This window comes from Chitinophaga skermanii (assembly GCF_003259335.1).
Lineage (GTDB): Bacteria > Bacteroidota > Bacteroidia > Chitinophagales > Chitinophagaceae > Chitinophaga > Chitinophaga skermanii.
This window is the reverse complement of sequence record NZ_QLLL01000005.1, coordinates 114,972-137,002: the sequence shown is the minus strand read 5'-3', so window position 1 is coordinate 137,002 and position 22,031 is coordinate 114,972. Positions and strand designations below refer to the sequence as shown.

Sequence of the window (22,031 nt, the reverse complement as noted above, 5' to 3'; positions counted from 1 at the left end):
TTTTATCCCCAGTCGCTCACCATAAAATGGACGGCTTGGGGTTGCAAAATTAACACCAATTCACGTAAATATTACATACACCCGGTTATATGAAGCTATTAGGAGAAGATATTTTTGACGGAAACAGGTTTTTAGGCCCCGGCAAAGTGCTAATAACCGCCACAGACGGCACCATTGAAGGAATTGTTAATAAATCCGAAGCCGGCGAAAATGTGCAAGAAATACCGGGCATACTGTGCCCTGGTTTCATCAACACCCATTGTCATATAGAATTATCTCATATGAAGGGCGTTATCCCCGAAAAAACAGGCTTGCCTGCCTTCCTCCGGGGGGTAATGACACAACGCGGCAATGATCCCATTCAACAGCACGATGCCATGGTAAAAGCCGTGGAAGATATGCGGGAAGCAGGCATAGTGGCGGTGGGCGATATTTCCAATACCGATACCTCGGCGGTTATTAAATCCCAACAAGCCCTCTATTACCATACTTTCGTGGAAAGCACCGGTTTTATAGAAGCCTTTGCTAACCAGCGCTTTCAAGGAGCCCAAGTAGTATACCAGGCCTTCCGCGATGCGGGTTTACCGGCTACCATCGTGCCACATGCTCCCTATTCCGTATCGGGTGCCTTATTCCAACAAATAGCCGGGTTCGAGCAGCAGGGTCCTTTAAGTATCCATAACCAAGAATGCCCCGCGGAAGACCAATTGTATGCAAGCAAATCGGGTGAATTCTTGGACTTTTTCCAGTTTTTCGGGATTAACATCGATGCCTTCCAGCCTACCGGGAAATCGAGCTTACAGAGTTACTTACCGTATTTTACCGGTCGCGATAAAATGTTATTAGTGCACAATACGTGTACACACCCGCAAGATGTACAATTTGCGAAGAGCTTGCCGTTGCAGCTGTTTTGGGTATTGTGTATCAATGCGAACTTGTATATCGAGGGAAAAGTGCCACCTATTGATATGTTCCGTGAAATGGGTTGTACGCTTACTTTGGGTACCGATTCGTTGGCTTCTAACCACACTTTATCCATATGGGAAGAAATCAAATCCATCCAACAACATTTTCCACACATAGACTTAGCTGAAATTTTGCAATGGGCTACCAAAAACGGCGCCGAAGCACTCGATATAGCCAATACTTATGGTTCCTTTGAAATCGGCAAAAAACCCGGTATTATTGCCATTCACAATAACAACATCACCCACATCCGCTAGTAAAACACTTTATGCCAGAATTTTTTAGTTACAAATTTCTTGATAATACCGTGCAAGATTATACGGCCTTCTTAATTAGCTTGCTCGTTATTTTCCTCATCAAACGCTATTTATCAAAAGGAATTGCCCGTTTATTCTTCAACTTAGTAAAACGCTGGGCACCCAAAATTGAACGTAATGAGTTCGTAGAAATCTTCGTGAAACCATTAGAATGGTTCCTCGTGTTATTCACGTTTTTCATTGCCATCAATAAAATCAAATTCCCCTCCTTCTTAAACCTTGTCATTTACAAGAAAACCAGCAGCGTGGTGGTGAATGGCGAAGTACGAGAGCAGCTGTACCAGGTTACATTACATAGCATTACCGATACGTTAATGCAAATTACTTTGTGTGTAAGTGTAATTTGGATATTGCTACGCCTGATAGATTTTATCTCCTTGGTATTACACACCAAAGCAGCACAAACAGCCGACAAAACAGACGACCAGTTTGTAATTTTCTTCAAAGACTTTTTCAAAGCCATTGTATTCATCATCGGCATGTTGGCAGTAACGCGGATATTATTCGGGGCCGGGTTGGTTGCGAAGTTAATTGCGGGGCTTGGTATTGGTGCGGCTGCCATGGCTTTGGCTGCAAAAGAAAGCATCGAGAACCTCATCGGGTCCTTCATCATCTTCTTCGATAAACCATTCCATGTGGGCGATACAGTGAAGGTTGACGCGTACCAAGGTACCGTAGAAAAAATTGGTTTGCGCAGTACGCGTATCCGTACCTTGGATAAAACGTTCGTTACAGTACCGAATAAGAAGATGGTAGATAGCGTATTGGATAACCTTTCCTTGCGCACGCAGCAGCGTGTAGTGTTAAAGTTGGAACTAGATAGCCATACAAATGCCAGCGATATGCAAAAAGTACTGAGCGGTATTACGCATATTTTGGAGGAACATCCTTCTATTGAAAAAGGCTTTACGGTGAACTTGAATGATATTATTAAAGACACCTACGTAATTCAAGTCATTTATCTAACCAACATCATCGAAGGCAAGCCTTATAATAGTTTGCGCGAATTTGTGAACTTATCGATTATGAGATTATTGGCAGAGCAAAAGGTATCATTAGCCTCTAAATCAGAATCGGCATAACAATTATTCATAGCACAATATTTGATATAACAAAAAAGCCTTCCTACTTACGCAGGAAGGCTTTTTCAATGTATCTGATTGCAAAATCTTATTTCTCTTCGCTTTTCTTGTTGCTGTTGAAGATAATCACTGCTAAATCTTTTTCAATAGATTCGTTGATATCACCAGCTACACGGCCTACTTCTTTACCTTCTTTCAATACTACGAAAGTGGGTAATTTTTTGGCTTTAAACGATTGACCTTTATTGTCGCCTGTTTGGAGTTTATCATCGGCAGCATATAGCTCGATGTTATCATCTGGCCAGCTCGACAAGATCATAGTTTTATAGAATGCAGGCAATAATTTCTTGCTGTTATCGTCGGTTGTACCTGTAATAGCAACGATCTTATATTTTGTATTATTGGATTTTAAGTAATCAACAGCTTTATCATTTGGTTGATATTTGTTGATTCCCGCATAAAACCAAGCGTGGTTGGCATCATTCGTTAAGGTTTTCATTTCTATTTTACCTTTAACGGGTGATTGTGCCATTGCGAACGTAGAGAAGAATAATCCTCCACCGAGTAGAATAGTTTTAACCCACATAAAATAAAGACTTGTTTATAATTGATCTTTTAATTCCGTTAGAAAGCCGCGGACTTTTTGTAAGGCTTGTACCATTTCAAAATTGCGGCTAGCTATTTTCTTATCTGCTTTCAGTTTTTGTTTTGCCCCTTCGATTGTGTATTTCCGTTCTCGCAAAAGGTGATAAATCAGTTTTAAATGTTGAATATCGTCTTGCCTGAATAGGCGGTCGCCCTTCCTATTCTTTTTAGGTTGCAACACATCGAATTCGTTCTCCCAATAACGGATAAGCGAGCTGTTCACATGGAACATAGCAGCTACTTCCGAGATGGAATAATATTGCTTATCCAATGTCATCCGTTCAATTTCTTGGATAACATGTGGATCATCTGCCAATTCTTTCAATGATTTTCGACCACGCTTCTTTCCTTTCTGGGGAGCAATTACCGTAATCGACGCAACATTGGAGTTGGCAGGCGAATTAGGTAATGAATCCACGTTTTTGTCGTTTGTTTTCTCTTGTCCCGGCACCACTTCATTTCCCAATACGGGCTTTTCAGCCTCATTCGAAGAAAACAAATCCAGTTGATGATGCATCATGACAGATTGTTATTCGTGAAACAAGTTGTGTGTGTAACAGAAATGGGGTAGGCTTAACTATCCTATATGCAATTTAACGCTATAAAATGATAGAATCACTTACTGTCCTGTAAAAAACCACACTTAACCGATTGCCTTCCACTCGCTTATCACGAGGTACGAAATATATAACCGTTTGCTTGTTACACCAATAATCACGCCATTAATCGAGCGACTGGTTGCTAGAGCGGGCGATTTTCAACATACGATCGAATTGTTCTGGGGTAAGATCGTTGAAGAAGAAGTAGACTGGATCTACCTTTTCACCGTTTTTAATGACTTCGTAGTGGCAGTGCGGGCCGGTTGATTTACCGGTACTTCCCACCCAACCAATTACATCGCCACGTTTTACTGCTTGGCCGGCTTTTACTTTCATACGCACCATGTGGCCGTATAAAGTTTTGTAGCCGTAACCGTGGTTAACGATTACGTGGTTACCGTAGCCTACGTTGCTCATGCTAGCGGATTCCACTTTACCATCGCCGGTAGAGTAAATTGGTGTTCCCATCGGTGCGGCAAAGTCGAGCCCACTGTGGAATTTAACGGTTTTGTAAATGGGGTCGATACGATATGAGAACCCAGACGCAATCCTATCCAAGTCGCGGTTCGACACGGGTTGGATGGCCGGGATAGATGCTAACATTTTCTGTTTATTCTTTACAAGATCATCGATTTGGAGGTATGACTCTTCTTGTTTTTTGATCCTGTTATGTACTTCGTTGAGAGATTTCGCGATATCTGCGATGACGTCGCCACTAGGTAAAGCTTCCAGCATATCCACATCGGGTTCGGGCATGGGTTTACCGGCGCGGGTGCTATCGGCAATTGGGCTGGCTTCGAAAATAACGCGGTAAATGTCGTTATCGCGGTGTTGGAGTTCGGCTAACTGCCCTCTGACTTCCTTAATAGAAGTGCGCATGTTAGCGTATTGTTCCTTCATTTCGTCGAGTTGCCGGCGTAATTTCTTCTCGTTAGGGGAATCGAGGAAGCGGTATGCAACTGAAAGAAAGAGGATACCTGTAACAATGGCTGCTGATAAAAAACCTAAAATACGCAAGAGCTTCACACGAAGTGAAACCACTAACTTTTCGTATTTAAGTGTTTGTGTATTATAGAAATATTTGACCTTCTTCATGCCCCTAAAGGTTGTTCTAAAGCTAGACGTTCTCGAAACGTTTGTAAAACGATTTTATTATTAAAGTGTAAAATTTGGGCTAGTGAGCACAAATCCACGTGGAATTACCGCAAAAAGTAAAACACTACGATTTTTCAATAATATGGCGACCTTTCAATATTTTTGCAGCGCGCCAAGCCATCTTCCCGGACATCAAGCCAGGCAGAAGGCGCACAAATTAACTTAATTAGGTTAAAAGATCAACCTTTTGCTTGATTTTCTGAATGATGTATATTGCTATCAGTACAAATTAAAGCCAAATTTCGATCAGACGCAATTATAATATTAAAATTAAATATCAATACGCATTAATATTTTATGACAGCAGCCGAGATACGGAAGCAATTCTTAGACTTCTTTGCATCCAAAGGCCACACTATCGTGCCTTCCGCTCCCATCGTTTTGAAAAACGATCCCACCCTCATTTTCACGAATGCAGGGATGAACCAGTTTAAAGACTATTTTCTCGGCAATAAAGTTCCCGCCCACAAAAGAGTCGCCGATACGCAGAAATGCTTGCGTGTAAGCGGTAAACACAACGATCTTGAAGAGGTAGGTATCGATACTTACCACCATACGATGTTCGAAATGTTGGGTAACTGGAGCTTCGGCGATTACTTCAAAAAAGAAGCGATCGAATGGAGCTGGGAGTTATTGACAGCTGTTTATAAAATCCCGGTAGACCGTATTTACGTGACCGTTTTTGAAGGTGACGCAAGCGAGAACCTGGCGAAAGACCAAGAAGCATACGAACTCTGGAAACAATTTGTGGCTGAAGACCGCATTTTGATGGGTAATAAAAAAGACAACTTCTGGGAAATGGGAGATACGGGTCCATGTGGTCCGTGTTCCGAAATTCACGTTGATTGTCGTACCGATGCAGAACGTGCAGCAGTGCCCGGCGCATCGTTAGTAAATGCCGATCACCCGCAAGTGATCGAGATTTGGAATAACGTATTCATGCAATTCAACCGTTTAAAGGATCGTTCCCTCGAATCATTACCGGCGAAACACGTGGATACTGGTATGGGCTTAGAGCGTTTGGTGCGTGTATTGCAAGGCAAACAATCTAACTACGATACCGATCTTTTCCAACTTACCATCCGCGCAACAGAAAAATATTGTACAAAGAAATATGGCCAAAGTGAGAAAACAGACATCGCATTCCGCGTAATCTCAGATCATATCCGCGCAATTTGCTTCACCATTGCCGATGGTCAATTACCATCGAACACAGGTGCCGGTTATGTTATCCGGAGAATCTTGCGTAGAGCAGTTCGTTACTACTTCTCTTTCTTAGACGTGCAAAAACCATTATTGCACGAATTAGTACCGGTGTTGGCCGACCAGTTTAAAGATGTATTCCCTGAATTGCAGCAGCAAGTTGACTTTGTGAAGAAGATTGTATTCGAGGAAGAAAATAGTTTCTTGCGCACATTGGAAAGCGGTATCCGTAGAATGGACGAGGTAATGGGTAATACCACCTCTAAAGTCATCGACGGTAAAACAGCGTTTGAGTTATATGACACCTTTGGTTTCCCTTACGATTTAACGACCTTGATTGCGTCGGAGAATGGGTTTACAGTAGATAAAAAAAGCTATGATGTTGCCTTGCAAGAACAAAAAGATCGTTCTAGAGCTGCGACAGCTTTGGATTTAGACGATTGGGTTGTATTAGAAGAAGGCAATACTAAATTTATCGGTTACGAGCAATTAACCAGCCCTGCAACCGTTCAGAAATACCGTAAAATCAAATCAAAAGGTAAAGAACAATACCAAATCGTATTGAACCATACCCCGTTCTATGCTGAAAGCGGCGGACAGGTAGGTGATACGGGTATTTTACATTTTGATGGAGAAGATATAGAGGTAACAGATACGAAGAAAGAAAACGATTTAATCGTTCATTTCGTAGACAAATTACCGGAAGCCATCCAAGGCGACTTAATAGCAGAAGTGGACGTAACGAAGCGCAAAGCAACAGCAATGCATCACTCTGCCACGCATCTTTTACACGCAGCATTACGCCAAGTGTTGGGTACACACGTAGCGCAAAAAGGTTCCTTGGTAAATCCAGAAACCTTACGTTTCGACTTCTCTCACTTTGCAAAAGTGACCGATGAAGAATTAGCGCAAGTAGAAGCCATAGTGAATGCAAAGATCCGTGAGAACGTACCGGTAGTCATTACTGAAATGCCGAAAGAAGAAGCCATGAAATTGGGCGCCATGGCATTGTTTGGTGAGAAATATGGTGACTTTGTTCGCGTGGTGGTGATGGATCATAACTTCTCTGTTGAATTATGTGGCGGTACCCACGTTGGGCATACCGGCGAATTGGGGATGTTTAAATTCACGAGTGAAGGAGCTGTAGCGGCTGGTGTACGAAGGGTTGAAGGAGTAACAGGCGCGAAAGCCGAAGCATATGTAAGCGAACAATTACTGCAATTACGTGATATTAAAACGATCTTGAAGAATCCAAAAGACCTATTGAAGACCATTGAAAACTTGGTGGCCGACAAAATGAACTTGGAGAAACAAGTAGCAGCCTTTGAACAACAAGCCATCGCACAACAAGCAGCTACGTTACCACAGCATGCTGAAACGGTGAATGGTATTACCTTCTTAGGCTTACAAGTATCGGTATCTAGCGGCGATGCATTGAAGCAATTAGCCTTTGCCTTAAAGAACAGTTTGCAAAACTACGTAGTAGTATTAACGGCAGAAGTAGGCGGGAAAGCCCAAGTAGCCATCATGCTCGATGAAAAAGTTGCAGCAGAGAAAGGTTTGGATGCAGGCAAAATCATCAAAGAAAAAGTATCAGGACTAATCAAAGGTGGTGGCGGTGGCCAGAAAACGTTGGCTACAGCTGGCGGACAAGACAGCAGCCAACTACAAGCGGTAATTACAGCCGTTAAGTCGCTTTTGTAAAAACTGTACAAAATACACTATCAACGCCTCTACCTTGTAGAGGCGTTTTTTTTGCGCCCAATATCAAGTGGCACTTGAGATTTGGAACAACTTTCTCAACTCTCACTTGAGATTACTTGCAATCAATAATAATTTCTTCTATTTTTATTCGCATGATAATTCTCTATAGGTAAGCGTAAGCTTGCAAACTTAAACGTTAACCCATGCAGTTCGGGGACAAACTTCGACTTATCAGGCTAACTAAAAATTTAACCCAACAACATGTAGCAAGCCAGTTAGGAATGAGCACCACTGGTTACGGAAATATTGAACGTAATGGAGTAAAATCCGTTGCATTTCGAACTTTAGATAACATTACTCAAGTTTTCGAAATTACTGTTGTTAACCTTTTTGAAGCAGGTACTAGCCCAGCTAATAGTACCCAACAAAAAGTTCAGGATAGTTCGAGCAATGAAATTGCTACGATGAAGCAAACGATTGACCAGTTAAAAGCTGATCAAGCTATGCTATTACGCCTACTTCAGCAGCAATCAGCGGAACTTGTAATTATTAAAAAGTTACTACTGGTGCAGGAGAAAAATAGTAATGGCCAAAACAAAAAGAAAAAATCCTCTAAAAAACGAGATTAATACCATCGTTTGATCCCTAGCAGTCAAACTGGACTTCTTTTTAGGAAATGGGTTATTTAATAACCCTATTGTTAACCAAAACCGTTCAGGAATGCAATAATTAAAAAACAAACATTCTCTTAAGGGGGCAATTAGCTCTTTAGCAATTGCCCTTTATTTTCTTGCAAACTTAGGCGTAGATGTGTTAAACAATTTACTTTAACGCAGGTCTTGCCTTACTTGTCGAGAATTATCAACCACACGACTAGTTTGCAAGAAAATACCTATGAAAGTAAAGTGCATGCCGGCATTGAGAGATCAATGTTTGCGTAACGGGATTCTATAACCTATAAAAACAACATTTAATTGAATCATAAGGTAACGCAGTAGAAATTATCTAGCTAATATTTAGTGTATCAAAACCGGACACTTACGGTTCGGAAGTGGACACTATTGCTAAAAGAATCCTTATTAACAAATTGATTTAAAACAACTTATATTAATGGCATATTTTTTAAGGTGAGTTCGGATTACTAATGATTTTGCCTTTTCTTTAACCACGATTAAATAAACCCTGTATGTTTTGGAACGGATTTATTGTTGCAATTCGAAATTTATCTAAGAGTAAATGGTATTCACTATTGAATATTAGTGGTTTAGCCATTGGATTGGCTAGTAGCTTATTACTTATTTTGTATATCTACCACGAGTGGATGTATGACAAGCAGTATAAAGATGTAGACCGGGTATTTATCGCTATGCGCAACTTTACTCCAGAAGCCGGCACCACCATGACGATGAATATTTCCCCTACGCCATTAGCCGCAGCATTGGCAGAAGAGACACCAGAAATAGAAATCGTTGCCCGCAAATCGAACCAACAGACATCGTTGATAACGAATGGCGATTTGGGGTTGAAAGCAACTGGCTTTTTTGTAGACAGCAGTTTTTTAGACTTGTTTGGGTTGAAGATGAAAACATCTTCTACAGACAAGCTATTATACGAACCTAATAACATCGTTATTTCTACCACCTTGGCGAAAAAGTTGTTTAAGGATGCTGATCCATTGAACCAGGTGATTAAATACGATGGAGAAAACCCGGTAAAAGTAGTAGGCGTTTTTGAGCCTATGCCTGGAAATTCATTTATATCTCGTGCAGAATACTTCATTCCATGGCGCCTTGCTGAACAGAAATACAATTGGCTAAGGGGTAATAACTGGGGTAATTTCAATATCCAAACATATGTGAAGTTAAAACAACATACAGATTACCAACAGATCAATAAGAAAATCAAATCAATTATTCCTCGTCATTCTAACAGTGCAGGAGAATCAAGTGAAGCAACGATGTTCTACCCTATGGCGGAGTACCATCTTTATAATGAATTTAAAGATGGAATACCGGTTGGTGGGAGAATTGATATGATTAAAATGTTTGTGATTTTAGCATTGGGTATCCTTGTGATTGCTTGTATCAACTTTATGAATCTTAGCACAGCGCGTTCAGAAAAACGTGCAAAAGAGGTAGGTATTCGTAAAGCAATTGGAGCATCAAGGGGTTCATTAGCAAGACAATTCCTCACAGAATCGTTAATAGTATCATTCATCAGTGTGTTAGTGGCAGTTTTATTGGTACTGCTTTGTTTGCCGAAGTTTAATGAGCTATTGCGTTTAAAGTTGGCTTTGCCATTTACAGAAACGAGTACTTGGGTATTCTTGATTGGGCTAATACTATTTACTGGTATCCTTTCAGGTAGCTACCCAGCATTGTACTTGTCGTCCTTTAAACCGATGGTTGTATTGAAGCACAAGCTTAAAACAAGTAAAAGTCAATTATCATTACGCCAAGTTTTGGTAATTGTACAATTCACTTTTGCCGTTGGTTTGATTATCTGTTCTATCATCATCTACAAACAAGTAAGTTATATCCGGAACTTGCCTATTGGCTACGATAAACAGAACTTGGTAGAGATAGATATCGAGGGTAAAGCTTGGGATAAAATTGATCATATTAAGGAGCAAATATTACAAAGTAGAGCAGCTGAAAGTGTTTGCGTTATTTCAAACACTATCTCCAATGAGAACAGTTCTTGCTGGGGCGTAGAGTGGCCCGGTATGCGTAAAGACCAGTCAACACTTGTTTTCCATCAAATCGCCTGTACGTATGACTTTGTAACGACCTTCGGTATGCAACTTATCCAAGGCCGCGATTTCTCCCGTTCCTTTTCAACAGACTCAACAGCGATCATCTTAAACGAAGAAGCTGTAAAAGTAATGGGTTTAAAAGACCCAGTTGGCACAATCGTAAAATGGCAGGATGTAGATCGTACTGTAGTAGGCGTTATCAAAAACTTCACATTAGGATCACCTTACGAACAGCAAAAACCTTTAATCATAGGATTTGAAGCAGAATGGGCAAGTACATATGGTATTCGCTTAGCGGGTAACAAGTCGGCCCACGAATCATTGGCTACGATTGAGAAAATCATGAAATCTGTTAATCCGAATTATCCATTCACCTACTCATTCGTAGATGAACAATTCCAACGTAAATTCCAAACAGAAACGTTGCTCGGTAACTTGGCCAACATATTTGGTGGGTTAGCAATATTCATTTCTTGCTTAGGCCTACTCGGTTTGGCTGCATTTGCAGCAGAACAAAGAACGAAAGAAATAGGCGTACGTAAAGTACTTGGTGCATCTGTAAATAGTATCGTACTCTTACTGTCAGGCAACTTTATTAAGCTGGTGATTATTTCTAACGTTATAGGTTGGGCTATCTCTTACTGGGCTATGAGTAACTGGTTGAAACAGTTTACTTATCAAACCAGCATACAAGTTTGGGTATTTATTTTGGCAGGATGTATTTCTGTTTTAATTGCCTTTATAACTGTAAGTGCCTTGGCCATCCGCGCAGCGTGGATGAACCCGGTGAAAAGTTTAAAATCAGAATAAGCTATTAGGATGGTGGTAGTTTACTATCTGCTCCGCCATCCTAATTATTTCTACGCGATCTTTAAAGAAAACATACTAGCTCTTATTGCCTACTGTATTCCAGTGGAAGGACTTTTATTGTCGGTACTTTATAAAATGAGGATAATAGCATTTTGTAGTATACAATGTTTTAAATCAGTGGGGCTATAAGTATAGAGGTCTTATACACATTGATGCATTACCAAGTATGCTATCGATCTATGTTATACTCATTTTTACAACATTTTCAAATTCGTTCTATGAGAATGAGACTAGGAGAAAATGTTTTTCAACAAATCGTATTTCATTAGGTAGCAGCATTCTAATATCGCAGCGATATGCGGTTATTGAAAGAAGCTCTATTATTAGAGGTAATTACAATAATGAACCCATTTTAAGCGCATTAAATCATGTTTTGTACATAAAGGGATGCTTCATTGGTTGGCATTAATAAAGACAAGAAATAGAGCTGATGGCGCCTTCCATGTTCATCAATATAAACGTTAAGACTTTTAGTCATCATAAACAGTTATAAAAAACAAACCCCGGTTGTCCAACCGGGGTTTCTAATATAAGTGTTAAGAATCTAAACTTGTTATCTATCCCACCATACGGGTTCTGCAATTGTTTTCAAACCAGGAAAGTTTGCATTTCGTGTTAATTCTGCACTTGGGTAAATAAAACGTAATGGTTTTGTATTACCTGGTAAAGCAGAGTTTACTGAACGCACTAAGAAATCAGGATAGCCTGTTCTTCTCCAATCACACCACGCTTCAAAAGTTTGTGAACCGCTAAAGGCGTAATATTTCTGAACGATGATTCTTTTAACCGCAGTATCTACAGTGGCACTCCATTGTGCATCTGGCGCTAGTGTAATATAAGCATTAGCTAAAGAGTCAGCCGCAGTTACACCAGTTGATATAAAACTTGCTTTAATACCGTCTGTGAATAATGTTTGTGCGCTTGGACCGGTTGAAATATAGCCTCTTAACCTAGCTTCGGAACGTAAGAAGTATGTTTCAGCTACACTAGCATATTTAACAGGAGCAAGTGGTCCAATTGCATTTTGACTAACGGAAGAATATGTTCCACGTGTTGGTGAAGCATTGAAATCTCCTTGCGGTAAACCATTGAATATCCCCGTACCCGAAGCTCTTACATAAAAAGCAGGTAATCGACCATCAGCATTTTTCTTTAGGTTATCGATGGCTGTTTTACTAGAGCGAATGTTCACCACATTCAATGCAACAGTTTCTGCGTAGATAGGACTTCTATTACCACCCACATTTTGGAAGTGAAGCTCAGCATTCTCATCCATCCAAGTAGGATTCATTGCCATCAATGCCGCTATTTCAGTACGAGTTTTTGCCTCATTAGCATTGCGAATCTTCAATGCTGCTCTTAACCATAGTGTATATCCAAAAGATTCCCATGCCTCCAAATTACCATTGTAAATCAGATCGCCACCTGGGCCACCATCTGCAACTGCAATAGGGTACACTGTATTTGGGTCTATTAAGGTCAATCCCTTACGAATCCAAAGAAAAATGCTATCATACACTACTTGTTGAGGTGCATAGGTAGGGCTTAAATTACCATTCCCTTTTAACGCATCCGCCAAAGGAACATCACCAAATGCATCCGTCAATAATTGGAAACTATACGCTTTCAATAGATATGCTACGCCTGAATATTGCGCATATTTAGCCAACGTTTGATAATTGGTTAAAGTTTGAAGATCTGTTAATGCAGTAGCATATAATGCAGCCCATGGGCGATCAAAGTTTGCTGGCTCCATGTTATAGGAGTCGATACTTTTGTACTGGCTTGCATATGGATCTTGTGTCCAATATTGCATCCAAAAACCTGCATTAATGGTGTATTGTAAACCTAATGCCTGTGCAATTGCCGCTTGGGTTGATGGCAAAATCAACTCCACGTTCGCAGTTTCCGATTGGTTAGGGTTATCATTTACATCCAAAAATTTCTTACAGCCTGGCATCACGAACAGTATCGCTGCTAAGGCCGTCAACGTAATATAAAAATGAGTCTTTTTCATCTTAAGCAGCTTTAAGGGTTAGAAAGTAATTTTTAAGTTCACACCAAAATTCGCAAGCGATGGCTGCGCGGTGAAGTCGAAACCCTGCTCGTTGCCAGAACCACCTGAGTTGATTTCTGGATCAGCGAATTTATTCTGACTAGCCCTGTGAATCCAAACGTTGTTACCAAATAAACCAACTGATGCATCTCCAATATTCGCTTTGCTCAATAATGATTTACTGAAACGGTAAGTCAAACTGATTTCACGTAATTTGATATAAGATGCATCTACAATAAATTGACCAGCAGGTGTATTATTCTGGTTTGCATAGAAATCGTAGTTGAAGAACTTAGCTGTTGTATTCGGAATATACTTTTGTGTTGCTTGATCGAAAATCACTGAATTCGGCCAAATTTGCGCATCACGACCACCTTCAGTTGTTACAATAGATGTACCATTGAATGCTGTAATACTCTTCGTACGAGAGAAGAATTGGGCACCTTGTTTGGTATCAAATAAGAAACTAAACGACCAATTTTTATAACTGAAGTTCGATCCTAAAGATGCTTGGTAGTCTGGATTATAAGAACCAAAATACACTGGTGCTTCTGTTAACCTAGGCAAACCGGTAGTTGGATCTACTATTACCCGACCTTGATCATCACGTTGAATATCTTGCGCGTAGAAAGTACCATATGGCTTACCTACAGCAGCAACAATCGACATCCCACTATAACCACCAATTACAATTTGCTGTACACCATTTTCTAATGCAATTACACGGTTTCGGTTACGTGTATAAGTACCATATAACTCCCATGTAAAACCCGATTGTGTTTTAACCGGTGTACCACGAACTGCTAACTCGATACCTGTATTTTTAACTTCACCCGTGTTATTAATACGTGTTGTATAGCCAATCGATGGAGGAGAAGGAATTGGTAAGATCAAGTCTTTAGACCTGTTTTCATAATAAGAAAAGTCGATATACAATCTATTCTCAAAGAAACCTAATTCAGTACCTACTTCAAACGCTGTGGTTTTTTCAGGTTTTAAATTAGGGTTACCAATTCTATCAGATAATGATAAGCCAGGTGTGCCCATGAATGGGAATATGATTGATCCAAAACCACCACTTACAACTGTTCTGTCGTAGTATGTTTTTAATAGGTAAGGATCAGCATCATTACCCACTGCTGCATAGCTGGCGCGTAATTTACCGTAGTTTAAGATATCGTGTGCTTTAGAATCTTTCATCAATTCAGTAAAGACAAAAGAAGCATTCACACTTGGATAGAAGAAAGAATTTTTACCAGAAGGTAAAGTAGAAGACCAATCATTACGTGCAGTAGCACCTAAGAATAAGAAATTCTTATAGTCTAAGTTCAATTCCGCGTAAACACCTACTAAACGACGAATAGAATAGAAGTTTGTCGTTACAACAGGACCATTACTGTTATTGAAGTTATACCAACCTGGTACTACCAAACCACCTGAGTTTGTTTGGCTTTCTACATCGTTCACTTGGCTTTGGCGAATGTTATTACCTACCATTAAACTCGCATTGAAATCGCTACTGAAGGTTTTCTTGAAAGTAACCATCAAGTCATTCACAATTTCACTTACGTTGATATTTGATTCGGCATATTGCCCCACATAACCTTGGGCATTTCCCTCTTTATCATATTCACCACTAGTAGAATCCGCAGGAGCGTTATTGAATTTAGGGTATTTAAATTTCCTTCTATCAGAATAAAAATCTGCGCCTAACCTATTTGTGATGGTTACCCATTCCGCAGGTTTGTAATTAAGTGTTACGTTACCTGTGATACGATCTACATTGTTCTGGTTTTTGAAATCGTGCAAGATGAAGTATGGACTTAAAGTATAGGCACCGTAGTAACCGTATAATGGGTTACCGTCACCATCAAATAATAATCCATTCATACTAGCATAAGGATTATTCAAATTCTTCAATGAAGGAAGTGGAATATCACGAGGTGTTTGCAATACGTTATCATATACAGAAGCAACACCCTGGCCACCTTGGATCATGGAACTGTTGATTTTTGTATAGTTAACAGAAATGCTCGTACTGAAGTTTTTCGCTAGTTCTGCACTACCATTAAAACGAACACCATATTTATTATAGGTATCAGCACTAGTAGGCATTACACCATTTGAATTTAAAGCATTCAACGAAACATAATAGGATGTTTTTTCACCACCGCCTGTTAGAGCAAGGTTGTTATTTATAGACATACCTGTTTCAAAGAAGTCTTTTACGTTATTTTTCTGTGCGACGTAGTTTTTAATTTGACGTTTACCGTTGATGGTTTGGCCCCATTCTTTAGGTTGACCGTCGAACTTAGGTCCCCAGCTGAAGTTTTCTTTGGGATCATCAAAAGTTATTGCTGTGCCTGTTGCACGATCTAACTGGGTACCACCCTGTCCATACTCGTTCTGAAACTTAGGCAATACTAACACCCTCGACAAAGTACCCGTAGTACTAAATGTGATATCAGCATTCTTTTTACCTTTTTTACCTGATTTAGTGGTAATAATTACCGCACCGTTCGAAGCTCTTGAACCGTACAATGCAGCAGCGGCAGGACCTTTCAATACAGTCATAGATTCGATATCATCTGGGTTGATATCGTTACCCCGGTTACCGAAGTCGGTAGATGACAATGAGCTGCTACCGCCCATGATGCTGGAGTTATCAATCGGCACACCATCTACAACGAGTAGTGCTTGGTTATTGCCGGTGATAGAAGAACCACCGCGTAAAACGATACGAGAAGAAGAACCCGGCGCGTTCGCAGTACCTGTAATATTCACACCCGCTACCTTACCGGAAAGACCATTAATGGCACTTACGTTTTGCCCTTTTGTAAGCTCATCTGCTTTAATTACAGGAGCAGAATAACCCAAAGAGCTTTTATCACGACGAATAGCGTTCGCCGTAATAACCGTTTCATTTAATGTTCTAACATCCGTTTGCAACACTACATTGACTGTTTCGCCGGTAACTTGAACTTCCTGTTCTTTCATACCAACAAATTTCACAACCAGGGTATTGTTTGCATTGGGCACGTTGAGTGAGTAATTTCCTTCTACATTCGTTACAGTACCAATGTTGGTGCCTTTAACAAGAACTGTGGCACCTATAATGGGCGATCCATCTTCGGAGGATGTGACCTTACCCTTAACATTGCGGGTTTGCGCAATTACCTGCCCGGTTATAGCAACCGCCAGTAGCAGGAGGAGTAAAACTCTTTTCATGTAAACAATCGATTTTGGTAAAGAATAAAACTCTCTTAGGATGGGGGATAAATAAGCATGGTGTTTCGCATGGATACTAGGCGAAGGGGTAACTTAGGACAGTTCCAGGCGATTTTAGAATTGGTAGGGCAATGCAAGCCCTACTAAATAACATATAGGTTGGAAAAAAGGTTTATTAAAATGGATAAATAGCGTAAGATATAAGATAGCATATATATAAAAAAAGCGGCCTCTACAAGTAGAGACCGCCTATAAATTGTAGCAAAATTATCTAGTGCTAAATTATGGGATTTTGTTATCCGCAACATCCCACCATACTCTAGCGTCTAATTCAACACCTTTAGGAGTATTAGGGTTACGTAAAACTTCTGTATCTGGGTATTTGAAACGAGCAGGGAAATTGCCGTTTAAGTTTGTTTTACCAGCAACAGAACCTACGAAGAAGGTTGGGTAACCTGTACGACGCCATTCAGTCCAAGCTTCGAAAGATTGGTTGTTACACATAGCGAAGTATTTCTGCGTGATGATCGCTTTTACGTTTTCAGCTACAGTTGTACCTGGATACTTAGCAACAGCTGCATCCGTTTTATATGCAGTTGCATCAGCAGTAGACACACCATAAGCAGCGAAGCTAGCATCGATACCTTGAGTGAACAAAGTAGAAGCATTACCATCTAAGAAACCTTTAGCTACTGCCTCAGCTTGTAAGAAGTAGGCTTCAGTTGCAGAAATCAATTTAACTGGCGCTAAACCAGAAGCAGTGTTGTTCGCATCACCAGCAACCGCAGCGCTAGGATAAGAAATTTCTACTTTAGGATCTGTAGCGAAAGAACCTTGAGGAATAGCAAAGAAGCTACCGTCAACTCTTTTAGTATAAAATACTGCTAAACGAGGATCGCTATAAGTTACAAACTGGTCAACAACAGTTTTGCTGGCAACCATGTTTTGTACTTTTTTCAACCCAACTTGTTCTTCATAGAATGGGTTACCGTTACCACCAGTTGCGATGTAATTGATTTTAGCATCTGCAGTGAGGAACGCTTTACCTTTTAATGAAGCCATTTGAGTAGCTACTGTTTGAGCAGCTTCTGGTTGATTAGATAAACGCAATGCAGCACGCAATTTCAATGTGTTCGCGAAAAGCACCCATTTGTCCATTGCTCCTTGGAAGATCAAATCTTCTGTACCTGGTTTTCCTGCAGTTGAAGACAAGTCGATCATTGCAGCACCACGATCAATGTAAGCAAAGATGCTATCGTAGATAGCTTTTTGCGAATCATATTTCGGGCTAGTGTTGATCGTACCTTTGATTGCCTCAGACAATGGAGCATCACCCCAAGCATCCGTAATCATTTGCGTTTCGTAAGCCAACATCAAGTAAGCAACAGCAGCGTGGTTTTTGTAAAACGCGTCGGCTTGTGCTTTAGAGATGATTCTTTGCAAGTCAGTCATCGCATCTTTGTACAACATTGACCAAGGCGTGTTAAACGCGGTTTGTTGAGAAAGGTATTGATCAACTGTTTTGTATTGAGATGAAGTTGGATTTTGTGTATTGTATTGTCCCCAAATTGAACCAAACTGGTGGAAGTTGTTACCCAAAGTCATAGCAATCGCCGCCTCTGTTGATGGTAACAACAATCTTGGATTTACATCCGCTGGGTTGTTAGGATCCACGTTGATGTCCAAAAATTTCGAACATCCTGTGAATGCTACTGCACCGAAAGCAACGGCAGCAACAGCAGTTTTTATTTTATTAATTCTCATTTTCAAACTTTTAATTTTCCAAAAACTAGAAACTTACTTTCACATTGAAACCAAAGTTGCGTAAAGACGGTTGAGCTGTGTAGTCAAAACCTTGCGCATTGCTAGCACCACCTGAGTTAACCTCTGGATCAGCATATACGTTTTCTTTCGCAGTCCACAAGAACAAGTTGTTACCGAAAAGGCCAACTGTGATATCACCAAATGGAGTTCTGTTTAAAAGATTTTTTGGCAAACGGTAGCTCAAGCTAGCTTCACGTAAACGTACATAAGATGCGTCTACTACGTGTTGACCTGCTTGGATGTTGCTACCATAGTATGATTCTGGATCGAAGTTCACACTAGTGTTTTCTTTGTAAGAACCATCTGCTTGTCTAATAACTGAATTAGGATAGATGTGAGGATCACGACCACCTACTACAGTTTCAGGAGCAGTACCTACGAAGTCACCAATGCTCTTAGTACGGCTCCAGAATTTACCACCTTGTTTAGTATCAAACAACATGCTGAAGTTCCAGCCTTTGTAATTGATGTTTGTACCCAAAGATGCTTGGTAATCTGGGTTGTAAGAACCTAAGTAAACTGCAGATGTAGTAGGCAAAGGCATACCTGTTGTAGGACTAACTACAACACGACCTTGAGGATCTCTCTGTACGTCGATTGCGTAGAAAGTACCATATGCCATACCTCTTGCTGCTACGATGCTCATACCACTGTAACCACCCAATACGATTTGGTCAACACTTAATTGTGTAACTTTTGAGTTGTTTTTAGTGAATGTACCGTATAACTCAACGTTCAATCCGTAAGAAGTTTTAATTGGCGTACCGCGTAAGCTCAATTCGACACCGGTATTCTGAATTTCACCCGCATTCACAACCATTGACGTATAACCTGTTGAAGAAGCAGCAGGCATAGAAATGATCATGTCTTTAGATTTGTTCTTGTAATAAGAGAAGTCTACAATGATTCTGTTTTCGAAAAGGCCCATTTCTGTACCAATCTCATAAGCAGATGTAGTCTCTGGTTTCAAGTTAGGGTTACCTACCCTGTCACCAACTGTGAAGCCCGGAATATTGTTGAAAGGGAATAAAGTTGAACCAAAACCACCGCTTAAGCTAGTTTTAGAATAAACATCCCTAATTAAATATGTATCAGCATCGTTACCAACTTTAGCATAGCTCGCACGTAATTTACCGTAGTTGATGATGTGAGAAAGACCAGCTTCCTTGAACAAATCAGAGTAAATCCATGAAGCACTTACGCTTGGATAGAAGAATGAATTGTTGTTTTTAGGAAGTGTTGAAGACCAGTCATTACGAGCTGTAACATCCAAGAACAAGATGTCTTTATAACCAACGTTCAATGCACCATATAAACCTACTAATCTACGTTTAGAGTTAGAGTTTACAGCAGTGATAGGACCGTTACTGTTATCTAAGTTGTAGTAACCTGGTAATACTAAACCCGTAGAGCTAGTAGTTGCAGATAATGTGTTTGCTACACGCTGACGAATGTTATGACCAACCATTACAGATGTATTGAAGTCACCCATTTTCTTACGTGCAGTTACCATCAAATCATTCGTTATTTCGCTGATGTTGTAGTTCACTTCTTGGAATGAACCCACATCACTACGGATGTTTGATGCTTTGTAGTTACCAGTTGTTTTATCAACAGGAACAACACTGAATTTAGGAGCAATGAAGTTACGACGATCAGAATATACGTCAGCACCCAAACGGTTAGTTACATCTAACCAGTCGTTTGCTTTGTATGTCAAACCAACGTTACCCGTTACACGGTCAACCCAGTTCAAGTTTTTGTAATTCTGTAACAAGAAGTATGGGCTCACTGTGTAAGAACCATAGTAACCGTATGTACCTTTAGTCAAGTCATAACCGTAGTATGGATTGTTCAAATCACCCATTTTGTCGATAGGAATATCACGTGGTTGTTGGATGATTGAGTTATAAACAGAACCAGTACCTTGACCACCAGAGATCATATCAGACTTAATCTTAGTGTAAGCAACGTTGATAGAGCTAGAGAATTTGTTAGACAATTCCGCTGTACCGTTGAAACGTACACTGTATTTGTTGTAAGTGTCGTAGTCGCCAGGTAAAACTCCATCAGAGTTCAACGCGCCTAATGACAAGTAGTAGGTAGTTTTATCGCCAGCACCAGAAATTGCTAAGTTGTTGTTGGCAGATTTACCTAACTCGAAGAAGTTTTTGATGTTGTTTGGCAAAGCAGAGTAAGGTTTAGATAAACGTTTACCGTTGATCTCTTGACCCCATTCTTTCATTTGGCCATCAAACTTTGTACCCCAAGAACCATTCTCACGAGCATCAAATTCACCACCAGCACCTTGACCGTATTCGTTTTGGAATTCAGGCAATTTAGCGATGTTAGAGAATGTTACTGCAGATGAGAAAACCATGTCAGCTTTACGGTTACCTTTTGCTTTTTTACCTGATTTTGTAGTGATTACAACCGCACCGTTAGAAGCGCGTGAACCATACAATGCAGCAGCAGCAGGACCTTTCAAGATAGTCATAGATTCGATATCGTCTGGGTTGATATCGTTACCACGGTTACCAAAGTCGGTGTTAGACAAAACGCTACCACCAGTTACGCTAGAGTTATCGATGGGAACACCATCAACAACGATCAACGCTTGGTTGTTACCTGTGATAGAAGAACCACCACGTAAAACGATACGAGAAGAAGAACCTGGAGCGTTCGCTGTAGATGTGATGTTCACACCTGCAACTTTACCCGCCAAGCCATTCAATGCACTAGCATTCTGACCTTTGGTCAATTCGTCTGATTTTACAGTGGGAGCTGAATAACCGAGAGAACGTTTCTCTCTTTTGATTGCGTTAGCCGTTACAACGGTTTCGTTTAACGTTCTAACATCTTGGTGAAGTGTAACGTCTACAGTAGCGCCGTTAATTTTAACGTCTTGGTCTTTCATACCAACGAATTTCACTACTAATACATCGTTTCCTTCAGGAACATTAATGGTGTAAACACCTTCTACATTCGTAACAGTACCAATGTTAGTACCTTTTACGATGACAGTCGCACCAATGATCGGTGATCCGTCTTCTGCGGCAGTTACCTTACCTTTTACGGCACGGGATTGCGCCATTGCCTGTCCAGCCAGGGCGACCAGGAACAGGAAAAGCACGATGAGCCTTTTCCTCATAAGCATGATTTAGTTGTTTAACGAAAATTTAACTTTCCAAATATAAATAGCTTAATAAACTCAAAAATTTTTTTTCATTCAGAAAAATGTCGTAACAGATTCTTAACGTTGTTTGTTATTATCGTTAACAAATGGCAATCCTTTGTAATACCTACCACTAAAGGGTTACAGCGGATTGGCTACGCCAAATTATCTACATAAAAAAATAATCTATCGTATAAGTTTATTAATTTATTTGTCAAAAAATTAATTCGTATAGTCGTTCACGTTAGTACAATAAAAGCAGGCAATAAGAGTATCGCCCGCTTATCATCAACCAAAATCTAAATCGAAAAATCTTTGTTTAAACTCATGGTTTCCGTGTAATAACGTTTGCTTAAAACATAATACCAGCTTGTACTAAGAAAAAAATTCCAGTGGAATAGTGAGCAAGAATTTTGGCTGCAAACTATAATAAGTGTTAATAATGATCCCGG

Annotated in this window: 12 protein-coding genes; 5 read left to right on the top strand and 7 right to left on the bottom strand. The window is 40.2% G+C overall.

What is annotated here, in order from left to right; translation table 11 throughout:
- The first annotated feature begins 89 nt into the window (after nt 1-89).
- Both LX64_RS13790 and LX64_RS13785 read left to right on the top strand, forming a co-directional pair.
- On the top strand, nt 90-1,223 hold the full coding sequence (locus tag LX64_RS13790) for an amidohydrolase family protein (RefSeq protein ID WP_111598262.1): 1,134 nt from the start codon (nt 90-92) through the stop codon (nt 1,221-1,223).
- A gap of 11 nt (nt 1,224-1,234) precedes the next feature.
- Entirely contained in the window at nt 1,235-2,365 is a 1,131-nt protein-coding gene (locus tag LX64_RS13785; protein ID WP_111598261.1) for a mechanosensitive ion channel family protein, read from the top strand.
- A gap of 88 nt (nt 2,366-2,453) precedes the next feature.
- Here the strand turns inward: LX64_RS13785 and LX64_RS13780 are convergent, their stop codons facing one another.
- The 3 genes from LX64_RS13780 to LX64_RS13770 form a co-directional block, all read right to left on the bottom strand.
- A complete protein-coding gene (locus tag LX64_RS13780; protein ID WP_111598260.1) occupies nt 2,454-2,951 on the bottom strand; it encodes a thioredoxin domain-containing protein in 498 nt (165 codons plus the stop codon).
- A gap of 15 nt (nt 2,952-2,966) precedes the next feature.
- Complete coding sequence (locus LX64_RS26275) at nt 2,967-3,530, bottom strand: MerR family transcriptional regulator (protein WP_245952669.1); 564 nt, start codon at nt 3,528-3,530, stop codon at nt 2,967-2,969.
- A 202-nt stretch (nt 3,531-3,732) separates the two neighbouring features.
- Nucleotides 3,733-4,704, bottom strand: a complete 972-nt coding sequence (locus LX64_RS13770) for a M23 family metallopeptidase (RefSeq protein WP_111598259.1) — start codon at nt 4,702-4,704, stop codon at nt 3,733-3,735.
- Nucleotides 4,705-5,061: 357 nt separating this feature from the next.
- Between LX64_RS13770 and alaS the strand changes: the two genes are divergently transcribed.
- The 3 genes from alaS (at nt 5,062) to LX64_RS13755 (ending at nt 11,236) form a co-directional block, all read left to right on the top strand.
- The gene (alaS, locus tag LX64_RS13765) at nt 5,062-7,671 is read left to right on the top strand and encodes an alanine--tRNA ligase (RefSeq protein ID WP_111598258.1); all 2,610 of its coding nucleotides are present in this window, start codon (nt 5,062-5,064) and stop codon (nt 7,669-7,671) included.
- Between the two features lie 203 nt (nt 7,672-7,874).
- Nucleotides 7,875-8,300, top strand: coding sequence for a helix-turn-helix domain-containing protein (locus LX64_RS13760; protein WP_111598257.1), 426 nt, complete (start codon nt 7,875-7,877; stop codon nt 8,298-8,300).
- A 557-nt stretch (nt 8,301-8,857) separates the two neighbouring features.
- Nucleotides 8,858-11,236 carry an ABC transporter permease gene (locus LX64_RS13755; RefSeq protein WP_111598256.1) on the top strand — a complete coding sequence of 793 codons (2,379 nt, stop codon included), beginning with the start codon at nt 8,858-8,860 and terminating at the stop codon, nt 11,234-11,236.
- A gap of 613 nt (nt 11,237-11,849) precedes the next feature.
- On the opposite strand, the gene LX64_RS13750 is transcribed toward LX64_RS13755, so the two are convergent.
- From LX64_RS13750 to LX64_RS13735, 4 genes are all read right to left on the bottom strand, one after another.
- The gene (locus LX64_RS13750; RefSeq protein WP_111598255.1) at nt 11,850-13,313 is read right to left on the bottom strand and encodes a SusD/RagB family nutrient-binding outer membrane lipoprotein; all 1,464 of its coding nucleotides are present in this window, start codon (nt 13,311-13,313) and stop codon (nt 11,850-11,852) included.
- Between the two features lie 18 nt (nt 13,314-13,331).
- Nucleotides 13,332-16,580: a SusC/RagA family TonB-linked outer membrane protein gene (locus LX64_RS13745; protein WP_111598254.1), complete on the bottom strand. Its 3,249-nt coding sequence runs from the start codon at nt 16,578-16,580 to the stop codon at nt 13,332-13,334.
- Between the two features lie 282 nt (nt 16,581-16,862).
- Nucleotides 16,863-18,344 (bottom strand): SusD/RagB family nutrient-binding outer membrane lipoprotein, encoded by a 1,482-nt coding sequence (locus LX64_RS13740; RefSeq protein WP_111598253.1) that lies wholly within the window; start codon nt 18,342-18,344, stop codon nt 16,863-16,865.
- A 25-nt stretch (nt 18,345-18,369) separates the two neighbouring features.
- Entirely contained in the window at nt 18,370-21,555 is a 3,186-nt protein-coding gene (locus LX64_RS13735) for a SusC/RagA family TonB-linked outer membrane protein (RefSeq protein WP_111598252.1), read from the bottom strand.
- Nucleotides 21,556-22,031 lie beyond the last annotated feature (476 nt).